Origin of the sequence: Pseudoalteromonas sp. NFXS39 (assembly GCF_040148775.1) — a bacterium.
GTDB classification, from domain to species: Bacteria; Pseudomonadota; Gammaproteobacteria; order Enterobacterales; family Alteromonadaceae; genus Pseudoalteromonas; species Pseudoalteromonas apostichopi.
This window is the reverse complement of record NZ_JAGDEC010000002.1, coordinates 524,315-548,908: the sequence shown is the minus strand read 5'-3', so window position 1 is coordinate 548,908 and position 24,594 is coordinate 524,315. Positions and strand designations below refer to the sequence as shown.

Annotated in this window: 14 protein-coding genes; 2 read left to right on the top strand and 12 right to left on the bottom strand. The window is 39.5% G+C overall.

Features of this window, described 5'->3' with window-relative positions; translation table 11 throughout:
• On the bottom strand, positions 1 to 648 hold the full coding sequence (locus tag J3455_RS05990; RefSeq protein ID WP_167658871.1) for an HD domain-containing protein: 648 nt from the start codon (positions 646 to 648) through the stop codon (positions 1 to 3).
• A 135-nt stretch (positions 649 to 783) separates the two neighbouring features.
• Here J3455_RS05990 and J3455_RS05985 point away from each other — a divergent pair, with 135 nt between their 5' ends.
• Positions 784 to 1,974, top strand: a complete 1,191-nt coding sequence (locus J3455_RS05985; RefSeq protein ID WP_348708709.1) for a class I SAM-dependent methyltransferase — start codon at positions 784 to 786, stop codon at positions 1,972 to 1,974.
• Positions 1,975 to 1,983: 9 nt separating this feature from the next.
• Here the strand turns inward: J3455_RS05985 and J3455_RS05980 are convergent, their stop codons facing one another.
• From J3455_RS05980 to J3455_RS05955, 6 genes are all read right to left on the bottom strand, one after another.
• Entirely contained in the window at positions 1,984 to 2,280 is a 297-nt protein-coding gene (locus tag J3455_RS05980) for a PilZ domain-containing protein (RefSeq protein ID WP_130051816.1), read from the bottom strand.
• 8 nt (positions 2,281 to 2,288) lie between these two features.
• Entirely contained in the window at positions 2,289 to 2,702 is a 414-nt protein-coding gene (locus tag J3455_RS05975; RefSeq protein WP_256855174.1) for a response regulator, read from the bottom strand.
• A 73-nt stretch (positions 2,703 to 2,775) separates the two neighbouring features.
• Positions 2,776 to 6,666: an ATP-dependent RNA helicase HrpA gene (hrpA, locus tag J3455_RS05970; RefSeq protein WP_349561346.1), complete on the bottom strand. Its 3,891-nt coding sequence runs from the start codon at positions 6,664 to 6,666 to the stop codon at positions 2,776 to 2,778.
• A 260-nt stretch (positions 6,667 to 6,926) separates the two neighbouring features.
• The gene (locus tag J3455_RS05965) at positions 6,927 to 7,817 is read right to left on the bottom strand and encodes a peptidylprolyl isomerase (protein WP_349561345.1); all 891 of its coding nucleotides are present in this window, start codon (positions 7,815 to 7,817) and stop codon (positions 6,927 to 6,929) included.
• A gap of 91 nt (positions 7,818 to 7,908) precedes the next feature.
• Entirely contained in the window at positions 7,909 to 11,595 is a 3,687-nt protein-coding gene (tamB, locus tag J3455_RS05960) for an autotransporter assembly complex protein TamB (protein ID WP_349561343.1), read from the bottom strand.
• Positions 11,595 to 13,322 (bottom strand): autotransporter assembly complex protein TamA, encoded by a 1,728-nt coding sequence (locus J3455_RS05955; RefSeq protein ID WP_502935089.1) that lies wholly within the window; start codon positions 13,320 to 13,322, stop codon positions 11,595 to 11,597. The genes tamB and J3455_RS05955 overlap by 1 nt, the downstream gene beginning before the upstream one ends.
• A 171-nt stretch (positions 13,323 to 13,493) precedes the next feature.
• On the opposite strand from J3455_RS05955, the gene J3455_RS05950 reads away from it, so the two are divergent.
• Complete coding sequence (locus tag J3455_RS05950; RefSeq protein ID WP_130051822.1) at positions 13,494 to 13,826, top strand: ribonuclease E inhibitor RraB; 333 nt, start codon at positions 13,494 to 13,496, stop codon at positions 13,824 to 13,826.
• A gap of 25 nt (positions 13,827 to 13,851) precedes the next feature.
• Here the strand turns inward: J3455_RS05950 and radD are convergent, their stop codons facing one another.
• The 5 genes from radD to J3455_RS05925 all read right to left on the bottom strand — a co-directional run bounded on the left by radD (position 13,852) and on the right by J3455_RS05925 (position 24,098).
• Complete coding sequence (gene radD / locus J3455_RS05945; RefSeq protein WP_349561342.1) at positions 13,852 to 15,597, bottom strand: DNA repair helicase RadD; 1,746 nt, start codon at positions 15,595 to 15,597, stop codon at positions 13,852 to 13,854.
• Between the two features lie 69 nt (positions 15,598 to 15,666).
• Positions 15,667 to 15,972, bottom strand: coding sequence for an H-NS histone family protein (locus J3455_RS05940; RefSeq protein ID WP_063707100.1), 306 nt, complete (start codon positions 15,970 to 15,972; stop codon positions 15,667 to 15,669).
• Between the two features lie 110 nt (positions 15,973 to 16,082).
• On the bottom strand, positions 16,083 to 20,213 hold the full coding sequence (locus J3455_RS05935; RefSeq protein ID WP_349561340.1) for an ATP-binding protein: 4,131 nt from the start codon (positions 20,211 to 20,213) through the stop codon (positions 16,083 to 16,085).
• Between the two features lie 229 nt (positions 20,214 to 20,442).
• Positions 20,443 to 21,405, bottom strand: a complete 963-nt coding sequence (locus J3455_RS05930) for a class I SAM-dependent methyltransferase (protein WP_349561339.1) — start codon at positions 21,403 to 21,405, stop codon at positions 20,443 to 20,445.
• Between the two features lie 50 nt (positions 21,406 to 21,455).
• Complete coding sequence (locus J3455_RS05925) at positions 21,456 to 24,098, bottom strand: TonB-dependent receptor (protein ID WP_167658865.1); 2,643 nt, start codon at positions 24,096 to 24,098, stop codon at positions 21,456 to 21,458.
• Between the last annotated feature and the right edge of the window lie 496 nt (positions 24,099 to 24,594).

The window sequence follows — 24,594 nt, the reverse complement described above, 5'->3', positions numbered from 1 at the left end:
TTACTCGCCAATTTCTGTTTTTAACTGTTCTAAAAATTCGAGCATATAAGCTGTGCGTCTTTTGGCTTCATCTTTCGCTGATGGCGTGTTCATACTCTCGCTAATGTTTAACAGCTTAATGAAAAAATGATCGAGGGTGTATTTTGTATCATCGGGTTCGCGGTTTAAGCAAAATGGATCGTCTTTATGGTACAGATAGCGACCAATTGAGCCCCCTACCTTCATACAGCGGCTAACACCGATTGCACCTAATGCATCCATTCGATCTGCGTCTTGTACTATTTGCGCTTCGACACTTTCGACTTTGATATTGGCACTAAAGCTATGTGCCACAATAGCATGATGAATGGCACTGAAATACTGCTCTGGATAATTAATTGAGGCTAAAAAACTTAACGCCTTGTCTGCAGCCATGGTCGATGCTTTTGCCCGATCTGGGTGGTTTTTTGCAACCGCAACACAATCATGTAACCAAGCTGCAGGTAACACCACAGCCATGTTGGCCTGCTCTGCAATACATAACTGTTTAGCAACCCTAACTACTCGCTCAATATGGCTAATATCGTGTGCGACATCGGCATGAAGTAAAGACAAAATAAAGTCTCGACACTGAGTTTCTAAAACTGCAAAGTCTATTTCTGGCTGCATATACAGGCTATCACCATTAACTAATTGAAATTATGCTTACTTTAGCGTGGTTGCTGGATTTGTTCAAAACATTCATTGTATGTTTGTCAGCGCTTCATTAAACTATGCCCCCTTTTGTTTGACGCGAGAATCCCTATGTCATCTGCTATTTACCTGCAAGCTGGACGAGAAAAATCATTAAAAAGAAAACACCCGTGGGTGTTCTCAAAAGCCATTAAGAAAGTAAAGGGTAAGCCAGGACTAGGTGATACTGTCACTATCTATGATAATGACGGTAAATTTTTAGCCATTGCTGCTTACAGCCCGCAATCGCAAATTCGTGCTCGCGTATGGAGCTTTGATAAAAACGAAGTGATTGACCAGGCATTTTTTGAAAAGCGTTTACGCCGTGCTTATGATGCTCGACAGCAGGTGATCAGTGAAGGTGGTTTAACAGGTTTTCGTTTAAGTGCCGCTGAATCTGACTATTTACCAGGCATCACGATCGATAAATTTGACAATGTACTGGTTTGCCAACTCCTAAGTGCAGGCGCAGAGCGACATAAAGGTGAAATAGTCGCTGCACTTATGACTATTTTTCCTGGCTGCGATGTCTACGAACGCTCAGACGTTGATGTTCGTACTAAAGAAGGCCTTGAACCAATCAAAGGTATACTTTGGGGTAAAGAGCCAACTGAACCAGTACTAATCGAAGAAAATGGCTTAAAGCTTGAAGTAGACATTATTGAGGGCCATAAAACAGGTTTTTATTTAGACCAGCGTGACAGCCGCGCTGCGCTTGAACGCTTTGTGAAAGACAAAACAGTATTAAACTGCTTTAGCTACACAGGTACATTCTCACTTTATGCTTTGCGTGGCGGTTGTAAACACGTCACTAACGTCGATGTATCACAACCAGCGCTTGATACTGCTAAGCGTAATGTTGAGCATAATAACCTTGATTTATCTAAAGTTGATTTCGTCAAGCAAGATGTCTTTAAGCTGTTACGCCAATACCGTGATGAAGGTGTGCAATTTGATACTATTGTAATGGATCCACCTAAATTTGCTGATAATAAAGCACAATTGACCGGAGCATGCCGTGGTTATAAAGATATCAATATGATTGCGATGCAAATCTTAAAGCCTGGGGGAACCTTACTGACATTTTCATGTTCTGGGTTAATGGAACAAAATTTATTTCAGAAAGTGGTTGCGGATGCTGCCCTTGATGCAGGTAAAGACTTATTGATCATGGAGCGACTAAATCAAGCTGCCGACCACCCGATTGCTGGCAGCTACCCTGAAGGTTTTTATCTTAAAGGCCTAATCTGTAAAGTATACTAAGCAAAGAGATTAGTTAAAATTTACAATTTCTAAACCGGCACTCAAGGAGCCATCTTGCTCCTTGGTTGCTCGTATCACCCGTGCTGTAGCATCAAATGAGGTAATAGCGGTGCTAGTCGAAGCAATTAACACGCGATAAAGACGGCCTATTTCTAAAGCTTCATCAAGATGAATTGCAAGCCCTGTTGCACTTAAGTCAGTGCATATCGCCTCAATTTCTGCGCCATTAGCAACATCTAACGGGATAAGTTTTGCAGGGGTATGAATTTGCATGCGGCGAAAGTCGCGTTTCTCCTCATGAAACATATGGCCTCCTATACCAGTGTTTTTATTTTCTCTATTAATGTTTTAACAGAAAAAGGCTTCACTACATAGGCGTCGCACCCAGCATCAAACCCCGCTTTTTGTTCAAGCTCGGTTTCAAGGCCAGACACCATGACAACAGGGATTTGCTCTGTTTCTGGGGTGTTTTTTAGTAATCGACAAGTATCATAACCATCTAAGCCCGGCATACAAACATCTAACAGTATAGCATCTGGCGGCTCAGCTATGGCTGACGTTAAACACGATGTGCCTGAGTTTGCATAGCTTAACGAAAACTCATCTCCAAGGCTTGCTTTGAGCATTTCAAAATTAAAATATTCATCATCAACGACCAAAATGCTTGGTCGCGGTCGATTTACCGCTCGCTCAGGAACTGAGATCGGTCTTTCCTTTTCAATGCCCACATAATCTCCTTTTAGCATTTGTGTTTGTAACTTAAAGCAAGGAAGCGCTTAGCTCACTGCTCATTCCTTAGTATTATAACTCACATTCTTTGATTGCGTTTAAAACACGTTTAGCAGATACAGGATAAGGCGTCCCTAGTGTTTGTGCAAATAAAGAAACACGTAACTCCTGTTGCATCCAAAATATCGCGCTTATTTCTTCGGGAATAGGCATACCCTTAGGAATTTTATTCGCTAACTTTTGATATTGCTCAGCCACTTTTTCAAGTTCAAGCACGCACAGCCTGTCACGATTAGGGTCGACTGGTAATTTTTCTAAGCGTCGTTCAATGGCTTTTAAGTAACGAATTAAATCCGTCATTTTTGCTGCACCATGCTGGCTGACAAAGCCTTTAAACACCAAGCTTTGTAACTGTGATTTAATATCACCGTGCGCCGTGATCATAGTTAAATCAACACGACCTTTCATACGTTTATTTAAGCCATGAGCTATACTCAGCACTTGCTCTACTTGGGTGGCAATCTCAACAACAGTATCACCGAGCTCTCCGCGAATTTGCTCCTTCGCTTTTTCAAATGCATCTGCAGTACGGATGTTGCCATATTTAGTTAATAGGCTATCCACTGCTGCGGCGATACAATCATTAATTAGGTCATTCACCTTACCAAAAGGGTTAAAGTACAAACCTAATTTAGATTTATTTGGTAAATTTTGCTGTAAATATTTAATCGGTGATGGCACATTTAATAATACTAAGCGACGTAAACCTTGTTGGTGCGCCTGCTGTGCTTTGTATTCATTATCAAATAGCTCAACCGCTGCAGAATCTTTCTTATCCACGAGTGCTGGAAAGGCTTTGATTTCGTATTGACCCTGCTTTTTCACATAAGAGCTTGGTAACTCACCAAAGCTCCACTCGGTCAAATCGGCTTTCTCTATGCCCTTGTCGGCAACTTTCGATAAGGTATCCGTTACCTTGCCTTGTAACTGGGCTTTCAGCTTTGCCAAGTTTAAACCACGAGCGAGTAACTTATTGTGTTCATCACGTACTTCAAACTGCAAGCGTAAATGCGGAGCAAGGGTTGATAAGTCCCACGCATCAGACTCCACACGAACCCCTGTCATACGTAACAAACGAGTGCTGATTGCATCAATTAGGCTGCCTTGCATAGGCTCAATTGCAGCGAGTACGGCGTCGGCGTAGTTTGGTGCAGGCACAAAGTTGCGACGAATTGTCTTTGGTAGCGACTTAATTAGCGCACAAATTAACTCATGTCTAAATGCTGGAATGTGCCAATCAAAGCCTGTTTCTTGTACTTGGTTTAGAAGCGCTACCGGAATTTGTACCGCAACACCATCGACTGCCTGACCCGGATCAAAATGATAAGCCAGAGGTAATAACAAGTTGTCCTGCTGCCAAGTATCAGGGTAGTCAAACTCAGTGACATGATCAGCACCATGCTGCATTAACTCTTCTCGAGACATGTGCAAAAAGCGCTTATCCTTTTGCTTTTGGCCTTTCCACCACTTATTAAATGCGGCACGATTATTTATATCTTGTGGAATTTTCTTGTCGTAGAATTCAAATAAGGTTTGTTCATCGACCAAGATATCACGCCGACGTGATTTATTTTCGAGTACCTGAATATCTTCAATTAACTCTTGATTATACTGTAAAAACCCTTCATTTTGACCCAGCTCTTGTTCTACTAAAGCTGTACGAATAAACAACTCACGACTGACTTTAGGATCAATATTGCTATACACACAGCGGCGCTTATTAACAATTAACAGCCCATACAAGGTTTGCTGTTCAAACGCGATAACTGCACCAGGCTTTTTCTCCCAATGCGGTTCGCTGTAGCTGCGCTTAACTAGATGTTGCGCAAAGCCTTCAACCCATTTCAAGTCTATACGCGCGTTGATTCGAGCATAAAGCTTGCTCGTTTCAACAAGCTCTGCCGACATAATCCATTTTGGGCTCTTTTTAAATAAGCCTGAGCCAGGGAAAATATGGAACTGGCTATTGCGTGCACCTTTATAAAGCTGTTTTTCATCCTTAAAACCAATATGGCTTAACATACCGCTTAATAAAGATTGATGGATTCGGTCACTATCAGCAACATTGGTGGTAGCCTTCATGCCCATTTCATTACAAACCGTCGATAGCTGATAGACTATATCTTGCCATTCACGGATGCGCATATAGGCTAAGAAGTCCTTTTGGCATAACTTTCTAAATTGGCTATTGCTCAATTCTGATTGCTGCTCTTCAAGGTAATTCCACAGATTTAGAAAAGCGATAAAGTCTGAATCTGGATCATCAAAACGACCATGTTTTTCGTCTGCTGCGCCACGTTTTTCTTGCGGTCGTTCTCTTGGATCTTGAATAGACAATGCCGCAACAATAATGATCACTTCACGCAGTGCACCTAAGCTATCAGCAGTTAGCACCATTTTCGCTAGACGTGGATCTACCGGTAATCGACTTAAGCTCCTACCTGACTTAGTCAGTTCGGTTTTCTTGTGACGTTTTGCAGGCTTAATGGCTTCGAGTTCTTCAAGCAACGTCAAACCATCGTTAATATTACGACTATCAGGCGCTTGCACAAACGGAAACTGCTGCATGTCGCCAAGTCCCAAACCGAGCATTTGCAAAATAACAGAGGCTAAGTTGGTGCGTAAAATTTCAGGATCAGTAAACTCTGGGCGCGAATTAAAGTCTTCTTCACTGTATAAGCGAATACAGATACCCGCTTCAATACGACCACAGCGGCCTTTTCGCTGATTGGCACTTGCCTGCGAAATTGGTTCGATCGGAAGCCGTTGTACCTTAGTACGATAGCTATAACGGCTAATGCGCGCAGTGCCTGGATCGATAACATAGCGAATACCTGGCACCGTTAATGACGTTTCAGCAACGTTGGTGGCTAAAATAATATGACGGCGGCTGTGCGGCGCAAAAATTCGGTTTTGTTCAGCGTTTGATAAACGCGAATAGAGCGGTAAAACATCCGTGCCTTTGAGGTTTCGCTTTGATAACGCATCAGCAGTATCGCGAATTTCTCGTTCACCATTCATGAAAATCAGAATATCGCCGGGGCCTTCATCGCAAAGCTCATCGACAGCATCAAAAATCCCCTGTAATTGGTCACCATCCGCTTCCATATCATCTTTGTTGATTTCAGTAGTTGGTCTATAGCGAACGTCTACTGGGAAAGTACGGCCTGATACTTCAATAATTGGCGCATTATCAAAATGTTTAGAAAAACGCTCAGGGTCAATCGTCGCTGAGGTGATGATAACTTTTAAGTCTGGTCGCTTTGGCAGTAAATTTTTTAAATAGCCTAAGATGAAATCGATATTCAGACTTCGTTCGTGGGCTTCATCGATGATAATAGTATCGTACTGATTTAGGTATCTGTCTTGTTGAATTTCAGCCAGCAAAATACCGTCTGTCATCAATTTAATGTAGCTATTGTCAGAGACTTGGTCGCTAAAGCGAATTTTAAAACCCACTTGTTGACCTAGCTCGCACTGCATTTCTTCTGCAATACGATTCGCTACACTGCGTGCAGCGAGTCGACGAGGCTGAGTGTGGCCAATGTATCCATCAACACCTCGGCCAAGCTCTAAACACATTTTTGGGATCTGCGTGGTTTTACCTGAGCCTGTTTCACCGGCAATGATCACGACTTGGTTATTGGCGATGGCCTGTTTAATGTCATCTTTCTTTTGGCTAACTGGTAGTTGCTCTGGGTAAGTCACTTTTGGCAAGGCAGCCAAACGTTGCTCGCGCAATTGCTGAGAACGGCTAATATCTTCTGCTATTTTTTGCGCTATGTTTGCTTGCTTAGTTTCATCGTTGATTTTTTTGATGCCATGAAGGCGTTTTTTGAAGATGAATTGATCTTTGCGTAAACACGTTTTTAATTCGCCGAACAGCGGACCTAGGTTAACCACCCGATACCCTTATATTTCTTAACCAATAGATTGATATTGTATCAAATAATCTATCAGGTGGTCATGGCTTTATTTATGCCAATTCGCTTAATTAAGTGAACCGTTTTGAGGCAATAAAATCTCGTTGATAACAAGGCAAAAATTTCGTTGTTTAATTGTTCTCGGCAATTGCTCCTGCATTGCTCTACTTCCTGCATCCATGCAGTCGTAAATAAGTAATATTTAACGCAGTTAGCGACAGATTTAATCCCTCAAAATGATTAAGGGTTATTGCGAGTTGGCATCACCCTCTCTGTTGGGATTGGCATTGCACAAACATTGATGTAATCAGGGCTTTCAACAAACCACGCTTCAACGCGATTTTTACGCGCTTCAATGAGGGCTATAAACGCATTTGAGTCTGTTTTCATGACCCGAAATTTACTGTTGTCTGTGTCTTTAATATCTGCTAATAGTTGCATATCTGTGATGGGGTTAAATGTCTGACCTTCAGTGGCTTTACGCTGTAAGAGATTAAAATGTTCCATCCCTTCTAAAACGCGACCAAATACAGTGATGTTACGGTCTAAATAGCGCTGGCTATTCCCTATGGTCACATAAAATTCGGTACCACCTGAATTGATATCATTATCGCGAGCCATAGCAAAAACACCAGGGCAATGTACTTGCCATGTTTCAGTTTGGCTTTGGTTTTGTGCCACAGCAAAGCCGTTTAAAAAGCCCGTTTTAGCTGCATAACCATCAGGTCCTTTGAGCTCTGTAATCTTTAGAGAAGTCTCGGTACGTAAGTAAAACTCAGCGGGTAAGGCTTTTTTAGCATTTTTAACAGATTTGCTTTCGCTGACATCGCCTCCTTGTGCTACAAATCCTTCAACAAAGCGATACACACTCAGGCCTTGATAAAACCCTTCTTTGGCAAGCTGTCGCATGTTGTTTGCGTGCGTAGGCGCCAATTTATCGTTTAGTTCAATATAAGCAGCACCCGTAGGTAGGGTTAGTTTAATGATGTTCTGGGCACTAACAGTTCGCCATTCACTATCGCTGGCAGTTTTAATGATTTCGCCAGCAGAACGTTTTTGAGTGGTTTCTTTTCCATGAGTTGGTGCAATTAATACCGCACCAAGACACAAGGTTAATAGTCTTAATTTCATTGTTATTATCTTTTAAGTAATTGACAATTCAGCCTATTAATTTATGCCCCAATAAGCAAGTAAAAGCGACTTATTAAGGCAATGCTCATTATTAATCCCAATCAAATTTATAGAGAATATCAACATTTTGATAAAGGCCACTGGTCACCTCAATGTACAATTGTGACAACAATTGATAGCGCACAGCAACTTCACTTAACGAATCAAAAATACCAACACTGTATTTGACTTGAATGCCCGGTGTAAGATAGCCAGAGATCTCAACTTTTGTATCGTCACCACTACCACTCGAACTTAAGCTTACATCTGACAAACCAAAACTTTCGCCTATCTTAGACACCACCCCCTCACTGCGGTTTACACCTTGGGCAAGCAATAATTGTGTTAACATGGCATCGGTCGAGCTGTCACCTTCATCAAGAGGTTGTCCATTTAGCAAATAAGCCAGGGCTTGACCCTGATCCATCGCTGGCTCTGAAAATACTTTTAACGAAGGCTGTTCAACATTACCTGTTAAGGTGATCCCTGCCACAACACCATTTGAGGTGTTATCAGGGTTACGAATCGCTTTGATATTTAAGTAAGGTTTATCAATTGAGCCACTAAACCCCACCTGACCAGTACGGATTTGCAAGTCTTGTCCAAATGCACGGTATGTACCGTCTACTAGGTTCAATTCACCCGTTGCTATCATAGGAGTGACTTGGTCCATACTTATATTTAAATCACCTTCAACTTTTGACTTAAGGCCAAAAGAATCTATTCGTACATCATTCTCAACCAATACTTTTAAATTTATCGCATAGTCAAATGGCACTTTCTCAGATTGTTGCTGCTCAATATCAACAATCACTTCATCATCGCTGACTTGTACTGCGCCCTCTGGTAGCTCTTCAATAGCAATTCGACCCCATGGCACCACGACTTGGCCATCGAGATTAAACGCATTGTTCTTCAATGACATAGTTAAATCTGGTGATACTTTAAAGGTAACATCTTGCTGGGCACGCACAAAAAACTCTTTACCGTTCAATTTCACGTCAACGTCTGGTAAATCTTGCTGCCAATCGACACCGCCAGATAAGTTAAGTGCGCCCCCTTCAGTGTCTTTCAGCTCACCCGTGAGCTTTGCACTTTGGTTATTAAAGGCAATGTTTACATATGAATTTTGCAGCGATACGGGCAATGTTGCCCCTTCTAGATTGATTTTTTCAACATCAAATTCACCATTGAGTAATGGCTCTTTCAAGGTGCCTGCGATTGCTAAACGGCCTTTAATATCGCCTGTTAATTGTTCAAGTGATGCAATAAAGGGTCTTAAGTTTGTTAACTCAATTTTCTCAATAACCAAGTCGCCCGCTAAGGTCTGTTTATTTTGTATATCATCAATGTTGAGCTGTGAAGTCACTTTACCTAATACGGATGAATCAAGGGTGGCATTAAGTTTACCAACTTGCGCATCACTCATTGCCGAGATATCTAAAACCTCTACCGGTAATTTATAGACATTTGCACCATCAATTAAGGATGCTTCTAGCTGCTGTGTTTTGATATTGGCACGAATCGTTTTCAATGCGCCATTATTCCAATTAGCAACAAACTCCCCGTTTGCATTGCCAATTACTTTCAAATTATCTGGTAAGAAGTGTTTAAATTCAGCAATAGATAACGCAGCAAGCTTTGCATTAAACTGACCTAATTGTTTAGTTTGCTGCAAGGTCTCAAAACATAGTTTTGAGTTATCGCTTTGCCAGCAGTGCGCGGCTACATTAAAGTCAAAGGTTTTGGTATTTAGTTGAATATTAACCGGCTTATTAGTACCAAAGCGCACCTGATTATCGGTTACAAGAATCTGACTTAACGCACCTTGCCAGATTTCTTTATTAAATTTACCGTCAACATCAAATGATGCTTTCCCTTGATCTGCATCGAGTAAAAAAGCTAAATGGTGATCAGTTTTATCTCCACTGGCATCTAACTCAATTTGATTAATTTTATGTTCGCCTACACTTGCAGAATCAAGAATAAGTGACAGGTCAGTTTGCCAGTCTGCGGCATAATCGAATTGCCCTTTTAATGTTAAACCATCGACCTGGATATCTTGATAACTCAACGTATGAAGTACCATATTTAAATCAACCGTTGGCGCGAGTCGCTTTCCACGTAAAGTCAAATCAGCAAACCCCTTACCTTGCATAGGCAAGATATCTTGACCACTTGCATCTAAACGCATTTTACCTTCGACGCGCCATACATCATCTACCTGACCTGATAAGGCTATTTCATTTTTACCACTTTTCACTTCAAGCTTTTTAAAACTCGCATGTAAGCTGCTATCAAGTTCAAAATCCGATAGTAAGGTCACAGGAACTTCATTTATTGAACCATTTAATTGCGTGTTATCTAACGCAAGCTGCCATTCACTTGCCTGTAAATTGAATGAACCATTAAACTCACCGGATAAGTCACTGCTCAGTGCATCCGTTAAGTATTGTGCTTTTAAGTGACTCAAAGTTCCTTTAAATTGACTTTTTACCCCATTTGACCAATCAACCGAAGCGGTTACTACTGCGTTACTGTCATTCGCATTAAGGTTTAATTGCTTCAGTTTTGCACTTGTTAAACTACCCTGTAGTTGCGATTTCACAGTCATTGCCGGTAACGCGTCTAACTGTGTGACTAAGCTCAAATCGACTTCATAAGCATCGGCGTGGCCTTTGGCTTGTAAATCAAAGTCAGTTAATTGCAGGTTTTGTGTATTAGTTTCAATTTGCCACTTTTCTATCTGGCCTGTTAAATCAAATGGAAAATTTGTTTCTCTTAAATTCACAGTCCCTTTTAGCTTTGCTGGGTATGTCCCCTGAGTTACTAAATCTAACTTTAAATTAGCAAGTGGGCCTAAAACAGTTAAATTAGCTTGATGCTCAGTGTTACCTACCGACAGCGAGCCACTAACAGTATTATCACCAGAGAGTTCAGCCGTTAGCTTGGTTTGTAATTGCCATTGCTGATAGCGTGCAGCAAGTTTTTCAAGGTTAATATCACTGCCATTAACTGAAGCGACCAATTCAATATTTTCAACCAGCTGAGCCTCTTCTACCCCAGAAGGTGTAATAGCAACCTTGCTGATTCGAAATTGATTAACTTGGAGGTTAACCGGGAGCGTAGTATCGATTTCTGGTAGTGCCGGTACCTCCTTTAGTGGAGTCGACTTAGGCTGCTCTTTAGTTTCATGCAATAACACCTCTATGTCAGCAATATTCAATGAATTCACTGTGACGTCTGATGCTTCGGCGCGCCCCTCAAGGCTTAATTTATTTACTGTTACGTCGGCACTGGCATGCACTAAACTAAACCGATTAATTGCAACTCGGTTTAGAGTGATTTTTATTGGTAAGCTAATTTGTGTGGCTTGTTCTACTTCTTGCTCTGATTCATTACGAGGTTCAGTTGATGAAGCTTGCTTTTTAATATTTAAATCAATCGACTGGGCGCTTAAATTTTCAATACAAATACCATCACAACGCCACCAGAACAAATCAACTTTTAGTTGCTTTGCATCAAGCATGATACCTTGGTTTTCAAAGAAAACATCAAACGCATCGTTATATAAAAAACGCCCTGATGGCAACTTAATTGTTAAGCCATCAACTAGCTTATTAGCAGAGTATGCAATAAAGTGATTACCGGGTGCTGTGAACAACAAACAAAACACAATGACTGCCAAACTTGTCAATGTAATTGATAGAACCTTGGTTATCTTTTTTAACATCTTCATTAGATTTCAGGCCCTATGGTAATACTTAGTCGAGTGCTTTTACTTTCTTTTGTCAGACCCCAAGCATGGTCGATACGCACAGGACCAACCGGTGTTAAATACCTAAAACCAAAACCAGCCCCAACTTCTACACGATCAGTAAAATCATTTGTCGCGGTACCACTATCAACAAATAAGGCTGCTCGCCAATGCTCGGCAAATTGGTAGTTATATTCAACGGTTCCGCTCATTAAATATTTACCACCTATCAAACGTCCTTTTTCATCTTCAGGCGAAATAGATTCATAAGCAAAACCACGCACACTTTGGTCACCACCCGCATAAAAGCGCAAAGATAGAGGAACTTCATTGATATTATCGACCAGCATTGCGCCTAGGTTGGCTCTTAAAAACAGCATATGGCGATCTGCAAACGTGGTTAACCAAGCATTTTGCAGTTGTAATCGCAAAATGTTAGTTGAAGACATCATATCTTTTAAACCAAATTCGGCTGACATCATCCATTGATAGCCTTTATATGGCGTTGTGCCTCCTTCAGTGTCTTTCTTGGCATAACTGATGCCAGGCATTAACATTTTTGCACTTTGCTCTTCATCACCAATACGGTAAGTTTCATAGTCACGCCTTAAAAATGCAGTGCGTACCCAATCGTCGTCTGTTAGCCATTGGCGCTGTAATTGGCCTGTAAATATGCGGCTATATAAATCATTGGTTAATTCGTCTTCTAGTTTGTAGCCCAAAGAAAAACGCCATAAATCATCGTTAGGGTCATCTACAGGTACCGTATAGCCGATAGAGATATCTTGCTGACGTTCTGATACATTCAGATTGCTCTCTAAGTAATGACCATCTTCAGTGATCCAGGGTTTTGTCCATTTAAAGCGAACTTTTGGCCCAAGGTCGGTGCTATAACCGCCACCCACTTCGAAGCTATTTGCAGGTTTATGTAACACATCAACATTAATTGGCACTTGATTATTTTTACGTTTAGCAATGTCAGCATAAACACGCACACTCGCAAAATAAGGCGTGCTCGACAATGCTAAATTGTAATCAGAAATCTCAGTCGCTTTATAAGGCTGGCCTTGTTTAAACTCCGCTAGTGAGCGAATATATTTTTCAGCGGGAGTCTCACTGCCGATTGTGATATCACCAAACTGGTACCGAGGCCCAGTATCAACATTAAAAATGACTCTCGCGTTATTATTTTTCAAAGACACCGCTAATTTATGCTCATGCCATTTTGCATCAAAGTAACCTAACTCTAATAGTTGGCTTTCAATGCGTTTTCTAGCGGCCTCATATTTACCGTGATTTAAAAAATCACCCTGTTTTATTTTGATGCTGTTGACTACAGACATGAATTCAGCGTCATCTTTACCTGAACCAGTGATAGTCACTTTGATATCTGCAACTCGTGTAACAGGGCCGCGTTCAACATTAACTATCAAAAGCTGCTCTGCGTTATCGAAGCTAATTTTAATGGTAGGTTTATAGTAGCCAAGAGCTTTTAAACTCATTTCAACTTGGCTTTTAGCATGACGCTTTAGAGCCTTAGAGTTTTTTTCATCGACAAGTTGTTTAATGTAAAGCTCAACGTTCCCCTCAAGCTCGCCACTAATCCCTTGTATTTTATAATCTTTAATAATCCCTTCCGTACCAATTGAGTACTGGCTATACGAAGAACAGAAAAGCAAAAAGACAAAATAGAGATGCCGAGTATACAAAAATTATCCTTACTTTTTTGGAAGAGTCATAATCTAAAATGAGTACAAAATGATATTAACACAGCGTTATAGCCACTGACATAATTGAAATGTTAAAATTAGTACGCGTTAAACTTTTATTTTCGCTACAATAGCGGATAATACCTAGATTTATAATGAACGAGCGACTAAATGCACTTCCCTGATGACGAAAACGGTCAATTATTAGCTGAAATTGCTGAAGCTGGTGTCGACTTAACCAGTATGCAAACCATCGATTTCTATATTCTTTTTGAACAAAAACCAGAAGCAGAAAAATTTTCAAAAGTAATTGAAAGTGATGAGCTTGCACCTTCTACGGAATTAAACAAATGCCCTGATACAGGGGTGTGGGAAGTAATTACTCGTGTGAAAATGGTGCCAGATCACACTTTACTTAGCCAAACAGAGCAATACTTAGAGAGCATCGCAAATGGTCACAATGGCTATGGTGACGGCTGGGGTTTAATGGCCGAAGAAAAATAGGTCTGCCCCAATTTCGTAAAGCGAATCAACTCAATTGATTCGCTTTACGGTAACTCCCCTGATAATCAAATAGCTTTTCAGCCACTTTCCAACCGTATTTTTTATTTTTACGGGCAATCACAAAGTCTGGTGCAAGTAGTTGCTTCTGTAATTCAACAACTTGTTCTGCGCTTTGCCATTCAACGGGACTGTAACCGGGTGCCGCTCGTTTGCCAAATTGCTTATTAAAGATAAACCGCCCCGTATCGTTGGTTAAATTAAATACTTCATCACAACTTGCACCGTCTTCATCATAGTAACTAATTTTAAGTAAACCTTTAGCAAGCAACTGTGCCGACAAACCACTACACCTTAATACCAAAGCATCTTTTAGATTAAGCGCTTCTCTTAGTTTATCATCAGGATCTGCCATCATAGCACCACATGACTGACACTGCCTTGCTGCTATGTCATTTTGTTCACCACAGTGCTCACATTCTTTAAAACGAAAACGATAATCACACTGTACTTGCACTTCATCATTTTCCAGCAACCCTTGGCAACGCCTGCCAAAGTGCTCAACAACTTTACCTTCGCTATCAGTTTTACCCCAAAAAATATTCGCAAACCCACAACCAGGGCAGAGTACTTGTACTGGCTCATTATCACTATGTGCTTTGATACTACCTACCTCAGGATAAAACAAATCAAAGCCATTACCAGCATAGTCAATAACTAAGCAATCTTCTTTACCTTCGCTTAAACGAAGTCCCCTACCTACAATTTGTTGGTATAAACTCACCGATTCTGTAGGCCTTAAAATTGCGATGTAATCAACATGAGGGGCATCAAAGCCTGTCGTAAGTACTGATACATTGACTAAATACTTTATTTTTTTTGCTTTAAATTGATTAATAATCCTATCGCGTTCTTGATTATCGGTATCACCAGTAATCAGTGCAGTATTATGCTCAGGTAAGTAGCCTGTTATTTCTTTGGCGTGCATCACAGTTGCAGCAAAGATCATTACACCATGACGCTGCTCACTATATTCTATTACTTGGTTGATAATAGCTTTTGTCGCGCGAGTGTTATCTTTCAATAACGCATTCATATTCTCGACACTGTAACGACCAAATGAATCACTCGGCAGTGATGAAAAGTCATAATGACTAATCGCAGCATCCACCTCGTGAGGCGGCGTTAAATAGCCATTTTTGATCATATATCGCAGTGGTAACTCAAAAATACACTTTTTAAATGGCGCATCGCTATCACCTCTAACAAAGCCATGATAGTGATGATGATAAACCCACCCCATGCCCATTCGAAATGGAGTCGCGGTTAGTCCAAGTACTTTAAGACTAGGATTTTGTTTTTTTAGACTCGCTATCACCCGTCCGTATTGGCTTTTTTCATCACCGCTTACACGGTGGCATTCATCAATGATCAATAATGAATAGGCGTCGGTTAGCTGTTTTGTATTTCGCGCCAGTGACTGCACACTTGCAAAGGTGACTTGTTCAGTTAAAGACTTTTGCTTTAAACCCGCTGAAAATATGCTGGCCTTAAAACCAAAGCTGGTGTATTTCTCAGCGTTTTGCTCTACCAACTCTTTAACATGAACAAGCACCATAATTTTTTGTTTGGCAATACGCGCAAGTTCAGCAATAACAAGACTCTTACCTGCACCTGTTGGTAACACAATAAGTGCTGCATCATCAGTTTGTCGAAAGTGAGCAACTGTCCGTGCTACGGCCTCTTGTTGATAGGGTCTGAGTACGTACTTCATTTTATCTGACTATTATCGACATAAAAAAAGGGAAGCATACGCTTCCCTTCCTATTCTTTAAAGCAAAAATTAAGCGAGGTGTTTTGTTAGATCTACACCTTGGAAAGCTTTAGGACGTTTACCACGGCCTGTCCATTCAACAATTTCACCATTAAATTCGATGCGATATTTTGGTTTTACTTTAGTACGCTTATCAGTTGTTGCTACATCCTGTAGATCTTCTAATGTAAGTCCTTTTTCTTTTAGTAGATCGAGTACTTCTTTTTTAGCTTCTTGCTGTTGAGTATATTTCTCGATTGCTGTGTCAATTAGCTGTTTTGCTTTTTCTAATTCAGATAATGACGCAGATTTCACAAAAGATCGGATTTCTTTCATTGAGAGCTCTCTTAAGTATTAAAAGTTAAGTTAAAAGTTTAACAGTAGCTAGTATATGTGGATTTAATGAAATAATCTATTCCATGTTTATTTTTTATCCTATCTTTTTATTATAGCCATAGCTTTATTTTATCTATTACATCGCTTAGCTCTGCAATTAACTTTTCGACAATTAATGTATCTTGCAGTTGATTAAAACGACTCTCGGTCGTTACGATAAGCTCAGATAAAGGAGGATATTGAAGCATTACAATAGCGCCTTTAAGTTTATGTATTGCGCCAGAAACCTTTTCTAAATTTTGATTTTTTATTTGCTCTTGTAAGGAATTTAAGTCTGCTTGCAAGCTAGTAATAAATACCTCTGCGAGCATTTTTGCATCATTCTCATTGCCGAAAACATTTAACCAATGCTGTTTATCTTTTATACCTTGTAAGCTTAAATCGGGATTATCATCTGTAATTGGCAAATCATCACTACTTAACTCTATAAACTCAGCTAGTCGATTATATAATTCATTGAGTTTATATGGCTTAAATAACACACAGCTCATTCCTGATTTTAATGCTTTATTTAAACACTCTTTAGAATCATCCGCAGTAAAGCCAATAATTGGCAAATTTTTAAACTTCTCTTGACTGCGTAATTGCTCAGTTAATTGAAATCCATCTAAATCAGGCATGTGACAGTCTGTTAATAATAAATCATAATGCCCTGTTTCAAGTGCTCTTAGAGCAGCAATACCATCGTCAACCATGACCGCTTTAATTCCTAGTTTTTGGCATTGTTTTTCGAGCAATAACTGATTTGTTTTATTATCCTCAGCTATTAATATTTTCCCATGTAACGGATAGCTTTGCGTTAGCATCTCATCATCCAAGCGAATGTGTGCACTATTTATAAGCTCTCTCAAAGTATCTGGATACAATGGTTCAATAGGTAGAATATGGCAGCAACAATTTGCTGGTGTATGCACTTTGTTAGCGCATGCTACTAAAATATAATTATTACTTGCATTACTAATTGATTGCTGCCAATTAGCGCCCCACAGTGCATTAACATAACTCTCGTCAATGAGAATATTATCAGCTTGTTCAAATGCGTCTTTATCAATTGGCCAACTTAATTGATAGTGTTTCACCCCCATACTGGCTAGGTTATTTTGTAATTGATCGTGCTGGGTACAAACAGCCCAATTAACTGACAAAGCTCGTAACTTCTGTTTACTTGCGTTTTTAAGTGGTACTGAAATATAAACATTAGTGCCTTTACCATAGGTGCTTGATAGGGAGATTTCACCCTGCATAGCTTCAACAAGTTGCTTTGCCAAGCTTAAGCCTAATCCAGTACCACCATAGCGACGTTGAATAGAGTTATCTGCCTGCTCGAAAGGGGTAAATATATTAGCCAACTGCTCGGCTGTCATACCTTTACCTGTATCTGATACTTCAATCTTTAAAGATTGCTTATCAAATAAAACATCACAGCTTATTGTCCCTTGCTCTGTAAATTTCACGGCGTTATTTAGTACATTAGAAAGCACTTGCATCAAATGACTTATATCGACCAAAGCCAAATTAAAAGTAGCTTTACGCCATAGTACATTGAAAGCGAGCCCTTTTTGCTTAGCGAGGTACTCATGAGCACGCATAACACGGCATAAATGCGCCTCAAGGTCGGTTTCTCTTAAGTCGACTTCGATATTACCTGTACTACTGTTTGCGAAATATAAAATATCATCGACTAAAGTGCGAAGCTTTGTTACTGAGCTCTCTATGTGCTCGATTAAATAGTGTTGCTCTTCATCAAGTGATGATGATTTTAAAAGCTCTATAAAGCCATTTACTCCTGACATAGGTGTTCTTAGTTCATGGCTCATAGTGGCAATAAAACGACCTTTCGCCAACTGAGCTTGATGTGCAAGCTCCGTTGCTTTATTCAAATCTTCCTGCTGACGTTTGAGTATGCTGATATCAAGCAAAATACCATTCCAACGCACACCCTGCTTATTTTCGCGCTTATTAGTTTCTGCATTGGCAATAAAACGACACCAAATTTGCTGGCCTAGGTTGTTTATCCGAAACTCAATATCAATCATTTTGTTGAGTTTACTCGCTGCTTTAAAACTCTTTGCAATTTGCACTCGGTCTTCATCAACAATAAGCGGCGAAATACATCCCGTCATGCCGCGCTGGTTAATCATTCGCGAAGTAATCCCTAATAAACTCTGTGCACCTTTACTAATATAGGTATAACAACCCTCACCGTCATCGTAGTACTCATACTGAAATACACCTCCAGGTATTGTGTCCGTAATGGTTTGTAATAGTTGCTGTACAGATTGATTCTCACGCTGAAGGTGACGATGTTCAGTTACATCAGTGATCACCGTCATAATACCTGCAAATTCACCCCCTGAGCCCAAGTATGGCTTTTTGGTGTAAAGTAACTCCAGCTCTTTACCCGATTTATTCGTGTAATTTATATGCTGATTGATTACCTTGCCTGAATTTAAACTTTGCTCATTTTGCGAAATCAGTTTTTTTACGACTTTAATATCTCCGCGCAAATATTGGTTTTTTTCATCCCATAAGTGAGCAAAATTTTCTTTATAAGCTCTGTTCCACATAATACGCTTTTGGTGCTGATCTTGTATCACCACCATAGTGGGTAAGTCATCTATCAGTTTTTGGGTAAAATTAAGCTTACTTAAAGCCACTTCTTCAGCATCTTTGCGCTTTGCAATTTCACGATTAATAGTTAATCGCCAGCTAATAAAATAAATTACCGACACAGCAATCAAAATTAAAATGAGAATAGCTGTGGTATTAACAGTTTTACGGTCGTAACCACGTTCAATACTAAAAATGCCGTGACGACTAACAACATAGTTAAAATCATTGCTGGTCAATGTTTTAAATAGGCTGTCTAGCAGAGTCGCAAATTCTGAGAAGTGTTTATTCACTAAAAAATAAATAGGCTGGGTATAACGGTATTTTGGATTGATATAAAACTCACCAATATAAAATTGGTTTAGCTGATACGCCGCAATACTTTGCGGTAGTATCACCGCATCTATGTTGTCATTTCTCAATGCATAAAACAGCGTTTTGATTGAATCAAATGAGACTGTTTCGACTAATTCATTGGTCAATAGCTTTTGTTTAGGATCGGCGAACACCTCTAAATAGCCAATTCGCTTGGTTTGACTAGCTCGTTTAGAGATTAACACCATCTCTAAACTATAGTGAGAAGGTAACGCAATTAACACACCTTCTTCTATTTTTGTGGGGTTCATAGTTGGAATTAAATCAATTTTATTAGCTAAAAAGAGCCTTTCTAGCTCTTGAGAGTTGGCAGCTGGTATATATTTAAATTGAAAATCACTTCGTTGTGCTAATAGTTCCAAAGTGTCGTTTAAATAGCCTTTTGCTTCGCCTATATTACTGGTTGCGTGAATTGGAAATAAGCCATCTACAAAAGAAAAAGTGAGTAAGTAATTATTATCTTCCACTTTGTCAATCTGATTGAAATCACGCTTAAATTGGCTATAAGCTTTTGCTGCTAAATACTCTTCACTGGCAGAGCTTTCCCATAGTTGTTTAGTTGTAGGAGAAATAGCAGCTAATACCGAATTAACCTGATTACGTAATGCCGTATTATTTTTATTAAACATAACATGCAGGGTTTCACTGGATAACCAAACTGGACTTACAACTTTCAGGTTTTCTTGGGAAAGGTTTTTAAGTTGGTGAGATAAAACCGAGTAATCACCCATAAACGCATCAAATGAGCCATCAGCTACTTTTTTAAAGGCGTCCTCTGGTTTTATAAAACGGTTGATAAATAGCGCACCATTTTCTACTAGATATTCACAGTGCGAACTCCCCGTAATACACACCCATCGCAGGCTAGCCAAATTTTTTAATGCATCATTCGCGATGGACTTATTCGCAACAATACCTCTTGGCGCTTCCATGAATGGCGTTGAGAATAAAAAGTGCTTTTTACGTTGTGAGGTTTTATTTAAGCCGACGGCAAAGTCAACATCACCAGCTTTAAGGGCATCTAAAAGCTCATCTAGGCTATCATAAACGCGGTATTCGAGATCAGCTTCGGCCAAACGAGCGATTTCATTACTGTAACCAACAATTACACCTGAGAACTGGCCATCAGCGTCGCGAGTATGGTAAGGGAAAAAGTTATAGTTAACGATACCCGCTTTGAGTTGTGTTGCAAACACATCACCAGAAAATGAAAGCGTAATAATAGAAAAGTAAAACAGAAGTAGTCTTATCAGAGCCTGACCATTTAAAAAAGCAATAACTAAATATATTCTAGCAGTGTAATTTGAATACACAATTATTGTTTATAGCTTGAAGTTGAAATTCATTTAGCCAAATTCTTACAATACCAATACACTGTATTATTAAAGCTTACACTCTACACAATTATGTGCTTAGCGAAAGATATCAGTGTTTTTCCTGTAACTTTTTAGCTCTTAATACCCAACAGAACAATTCTCCATCAATTTTTTTGGGCGTAATATCAAAGGTTTCCCAGCTTGAGCTCATATTAGAAATGATTGCCTTTTGATCATCTTCGCTCCAAGAGGCTTCGATTTGCTCATTTATCCGTAATTTATAATTAGCAAGTTCCTCAATCAAACTCTCAACTTGATGAACAGCTACTTCCCTCCAGTTTACTATCATCGGAATAAAACTTTTTGCTAACTGCCCAAACCAATCTTGTTCAATTTCAGAGTTAAAATTAATTTGAACTTTTTTAAAATCTAATAACAGCTTCTCATTATTTTGTAGGAATTCATTTTGTTCTTTTGCCGTTGGCTTTTCTATTAGACGATAATTACTACAGAAATTAACAAAGTTTCTAACTTTATATGCGAGCCCATCTTGATTTACGAATTGTGAAATTACTTTAATTCCTTGTTGGCAATCTTGGGTAATGAAAGAATTTCTATGATGAACTAAAGCAATCAGTTCGCCACCACTTTTAAGTACTCGATTAGCTTCAAGAAAAGAAAAGTTTAGATCTGAATATTCAATGCCAAATTGACTAATGAGGTAATCAAAAGATGAATCGTTAAAGTTTAACTTTTCACAACACATTTCACTGTAAAAATTGATGTTTTTTAGTGAAAGAGAAACTTTTTCATTGTCGTTAAAATGCTTAGTAGGATCTATATTCGCAGCATCAATTGCCGTAATTTCAAATTCATTTGGATATTGTTCAGCTAAAACAGCCAAGGCACCATTTCCGCAACCAATATCTAAAAGTTTGGCTGATGATTGAAATTCTCTAAAAATGGCATTCCAGAAATTTAAAACATCTCCTTGATAACCATCTTTGTGATTACTTTGGGCAAAACTGCTTAAAGTTTCAGTCGATAGCCAATATGAGTCCCAATGTTTCACACTTACTCCAAAAAAAGGTGGGCTTAAGCCCACCCCTCATATTGTTTTATTTAGAATGATTGACGGAAGCGAAGGTATGTAATACGTCCGTATGCGTCATATAAATCGAAGTTATAGTTACGACCGCCAAATGGGCTTAATTGCGGCTCTTTCTCAAAGGCATTTTGCATACCTAGAGAAATCTGCGTACCCGTAGACATGTTATATGTAACTTGTAAATCATGTGTTACCCAAGTTGCAATATTACCTGTCTTATCTAAAGAACCATCATCATTTTGAGTCACGTCTTCATATTGCTTACCAATTAAATTGATATTCCATACAAAGTCAAAGTCACTCCAAGTATACGTATTGTTAAGAACAGCACGGTCTTGAGGCTCACCTGGATCTTTAAGTGTATTACGGCCGCCATCTACAACGCTTTCAAACTGGTGACTCCATTGTAGAGTTTGCTTGAATGTACCCGCATCACCAAAATCAAACGTTGTATTCAAGTTCAAGTCTAAACCATTTATAGACCAGCTACCTTCGTTAGCATAACCTTGAGTGATTAAGTCGATACCACCATTGCTTAAGCGCTCTACACCTAAACCTGCAGGAATTGGGTCACCTGTTTGTTCACGGTTAAGAATAGTTGTTGCGCCAAAGAAACGGATCATATTTGATATTTCAATATCATAATAATCTGCAGAGAAGTTTAACCAATCTGTTGGTTGATAAGCTAAACCTATTGACGTTTGTTTAGATGTTTCAGAACCAATTTCTGGGTTAGCAAGCGTAACTGCGTTAACTTGAACGTCACAACCAGCTTCAAGACCAAAGTTTAGACAAGAAGGGTCATCGCTAACATTTGGGTTGTCAGGTGCTGGCTTAGCTGTCGTGATATCAAGTGTTGGAGCACGGAAGCCTTCCCCATAAGAAGCACGAAGAACTAAACCTTCCATTACATCGTATTTAAACGAGATTTTTGGCGAGAAATCACTACCGTAATCTGAATATTCATCATAACGGCCAGCAAGAGTCATCTCAAGATCATCCATTAACGGGAACAATGCTTCGAAGTAAGCACCTTTAACGTCACGAGAGCCACCCGCACTGTTACCTGATGAACCACCGACTTGACCAGCTTCTGAAAGTGAATCATAAGTATCTTGATACTCTTCTTTACGGTATTCTGCACCGACTACCGCTTGAATCATACCACCACCAATTTCAATGACATCGAATGATGCTGACGCGAATAGCTCTTCTTGATTGAATTCACCAATACGAGAAGTAGTTACTTTAAGACCGCTTAAAAGCTCTTGATAATCGCTCTTCTCAGTATCCGTTGTAAAACGATCACCAAATGGGTCATTTAACATATAAGCGCCACTATCCATTGCAGCACGGGCATTACTACCCATTAAGTAGTTGCGACCGATTTCGTATGTTTTAGTTTTAGTCTTACGTGCACCAAAATCAACAAAAACATCACCAATTGAACCTTCAGCACCGAATAAGAAATCTGTAGACCAGTTATCTACGTTGTTATCACGGTTACCCAATGCAGCAAAGCGGTGACGGATTTGAACTAAACTTGGATCATCGCCATTGGCAATTTCACCAGCTCGTTTGTCAGCCATATAGCTTGCAAATTCTGCATCGTAAAAAGGGCTATTTGGGTTAATAGGGTTGTTAGGGCTATCATCTGATAAGAAAGCTGCATCACCTGCATCATTCAAAGAAGGAGCATATCGACCAAATGATTTTGTTTTAGAAACAAGAGTATGCGAGAAGATTTTCCAATCGTCATTTATCTCATATTCTGCTTTTAGGAAAGCAGATTGGTTACCTGTTGATGCTTCATTAGCATTGGTTGCGTTGAAGTTATAACCACAGGCACCCGTAGAGCCATACATGAAGTTTTCTAAGCTGTCACATTCTTCTTGAGAAATGATAGATCTGTAACCAGCTTCTTTTAAAGCGTTCACACCAAAGCTAGATGCACCAGGTTGAACCCAAGGGTAATCGTGTTCATAAATAATATCGCGGCTATTCCAAGAAATACCACCAATCACTGATGCATTATCGCTTGATGAGCCGAAAACTACAGAGCCTTCCTCACGGTCACCACCTTCTTCAGGAAGACTTACATCGCCCGCACCTAGACGTACCTCAACACCATTAAAGTTTTTTCGAGTAATAATGTTGATTACACCCGCAATCGCATCAGAACCATAAACAGCTGAAGCACCATCAGATAAAATCTCGATACGCTCTACAGCAGCCATAGGGATTGAGTTTAAGTCTTGAGAATTACCAGTTGATGGTGATTTAGGAAGACGACGACCATCTACAAGGATTAAAGAGCGAGATGCGCCTAAACCACGTAAGTTAACTTGCGAAACACCTTGAGCTGAACTACCAGATTGAGGTCGGAATGAACCTGCTGAGTTAAAGCTTGTATTACGGATCAAATCAGAAACTGAAGTTTGACCTGAAAAGTCGATTGAAGCACGGTCAATAACTGTTACAGGAATTGAGCCTTCTAAGTCAGTTCGTTTAATACGTGAACCTGTTACGGCGATACGTTCAACTTCTTCTACACCTTTATCATCAGCAGCATAGCTCGTTGCTGAAAATGCAGCAGTTGACGCTGCACCAAAAGCAATCGCTAAGCGAACTGCTTTTGAAACTTGATTATTTAACATTTGATTCTCCCTGGTCATATCCATGTTATGACTTTATTAATTTATTTTAACCCTTAAAGAGGTACTAGTACCCTATAAGGGAATTAAATACTAATATCAGGGACAACTTTTGGTCAACAGTTTTTTAACCTTTGTTTTTTAATGTAAAATCCAGTAATTCGTTATATCTAAAAATACTCCCAAAACCATTCATACACCATTAACCGCTATTTTAAAAATAGGGACAAACTAATTTTAAAATATCCGACACAGCCTTTTTAATACAATAAAAAAACCATTAAAGCTCTAAAAGATAGTTCCAAAAAACAAAACCAATAAGCTTTCGTTTTTGCGAAAACAACAACACTATTTACTGGGAACTTTATTCGATAACTTAAAGATTTTTCTTAGAAAGAACGACTGTTTGCACAAAATCAGACTAAGACAAAAGGTTTGTAATTAAGTTTTTGCAAACCGAAGCACAGCAGTTTTAACAACAACTAATATTGATGAATCC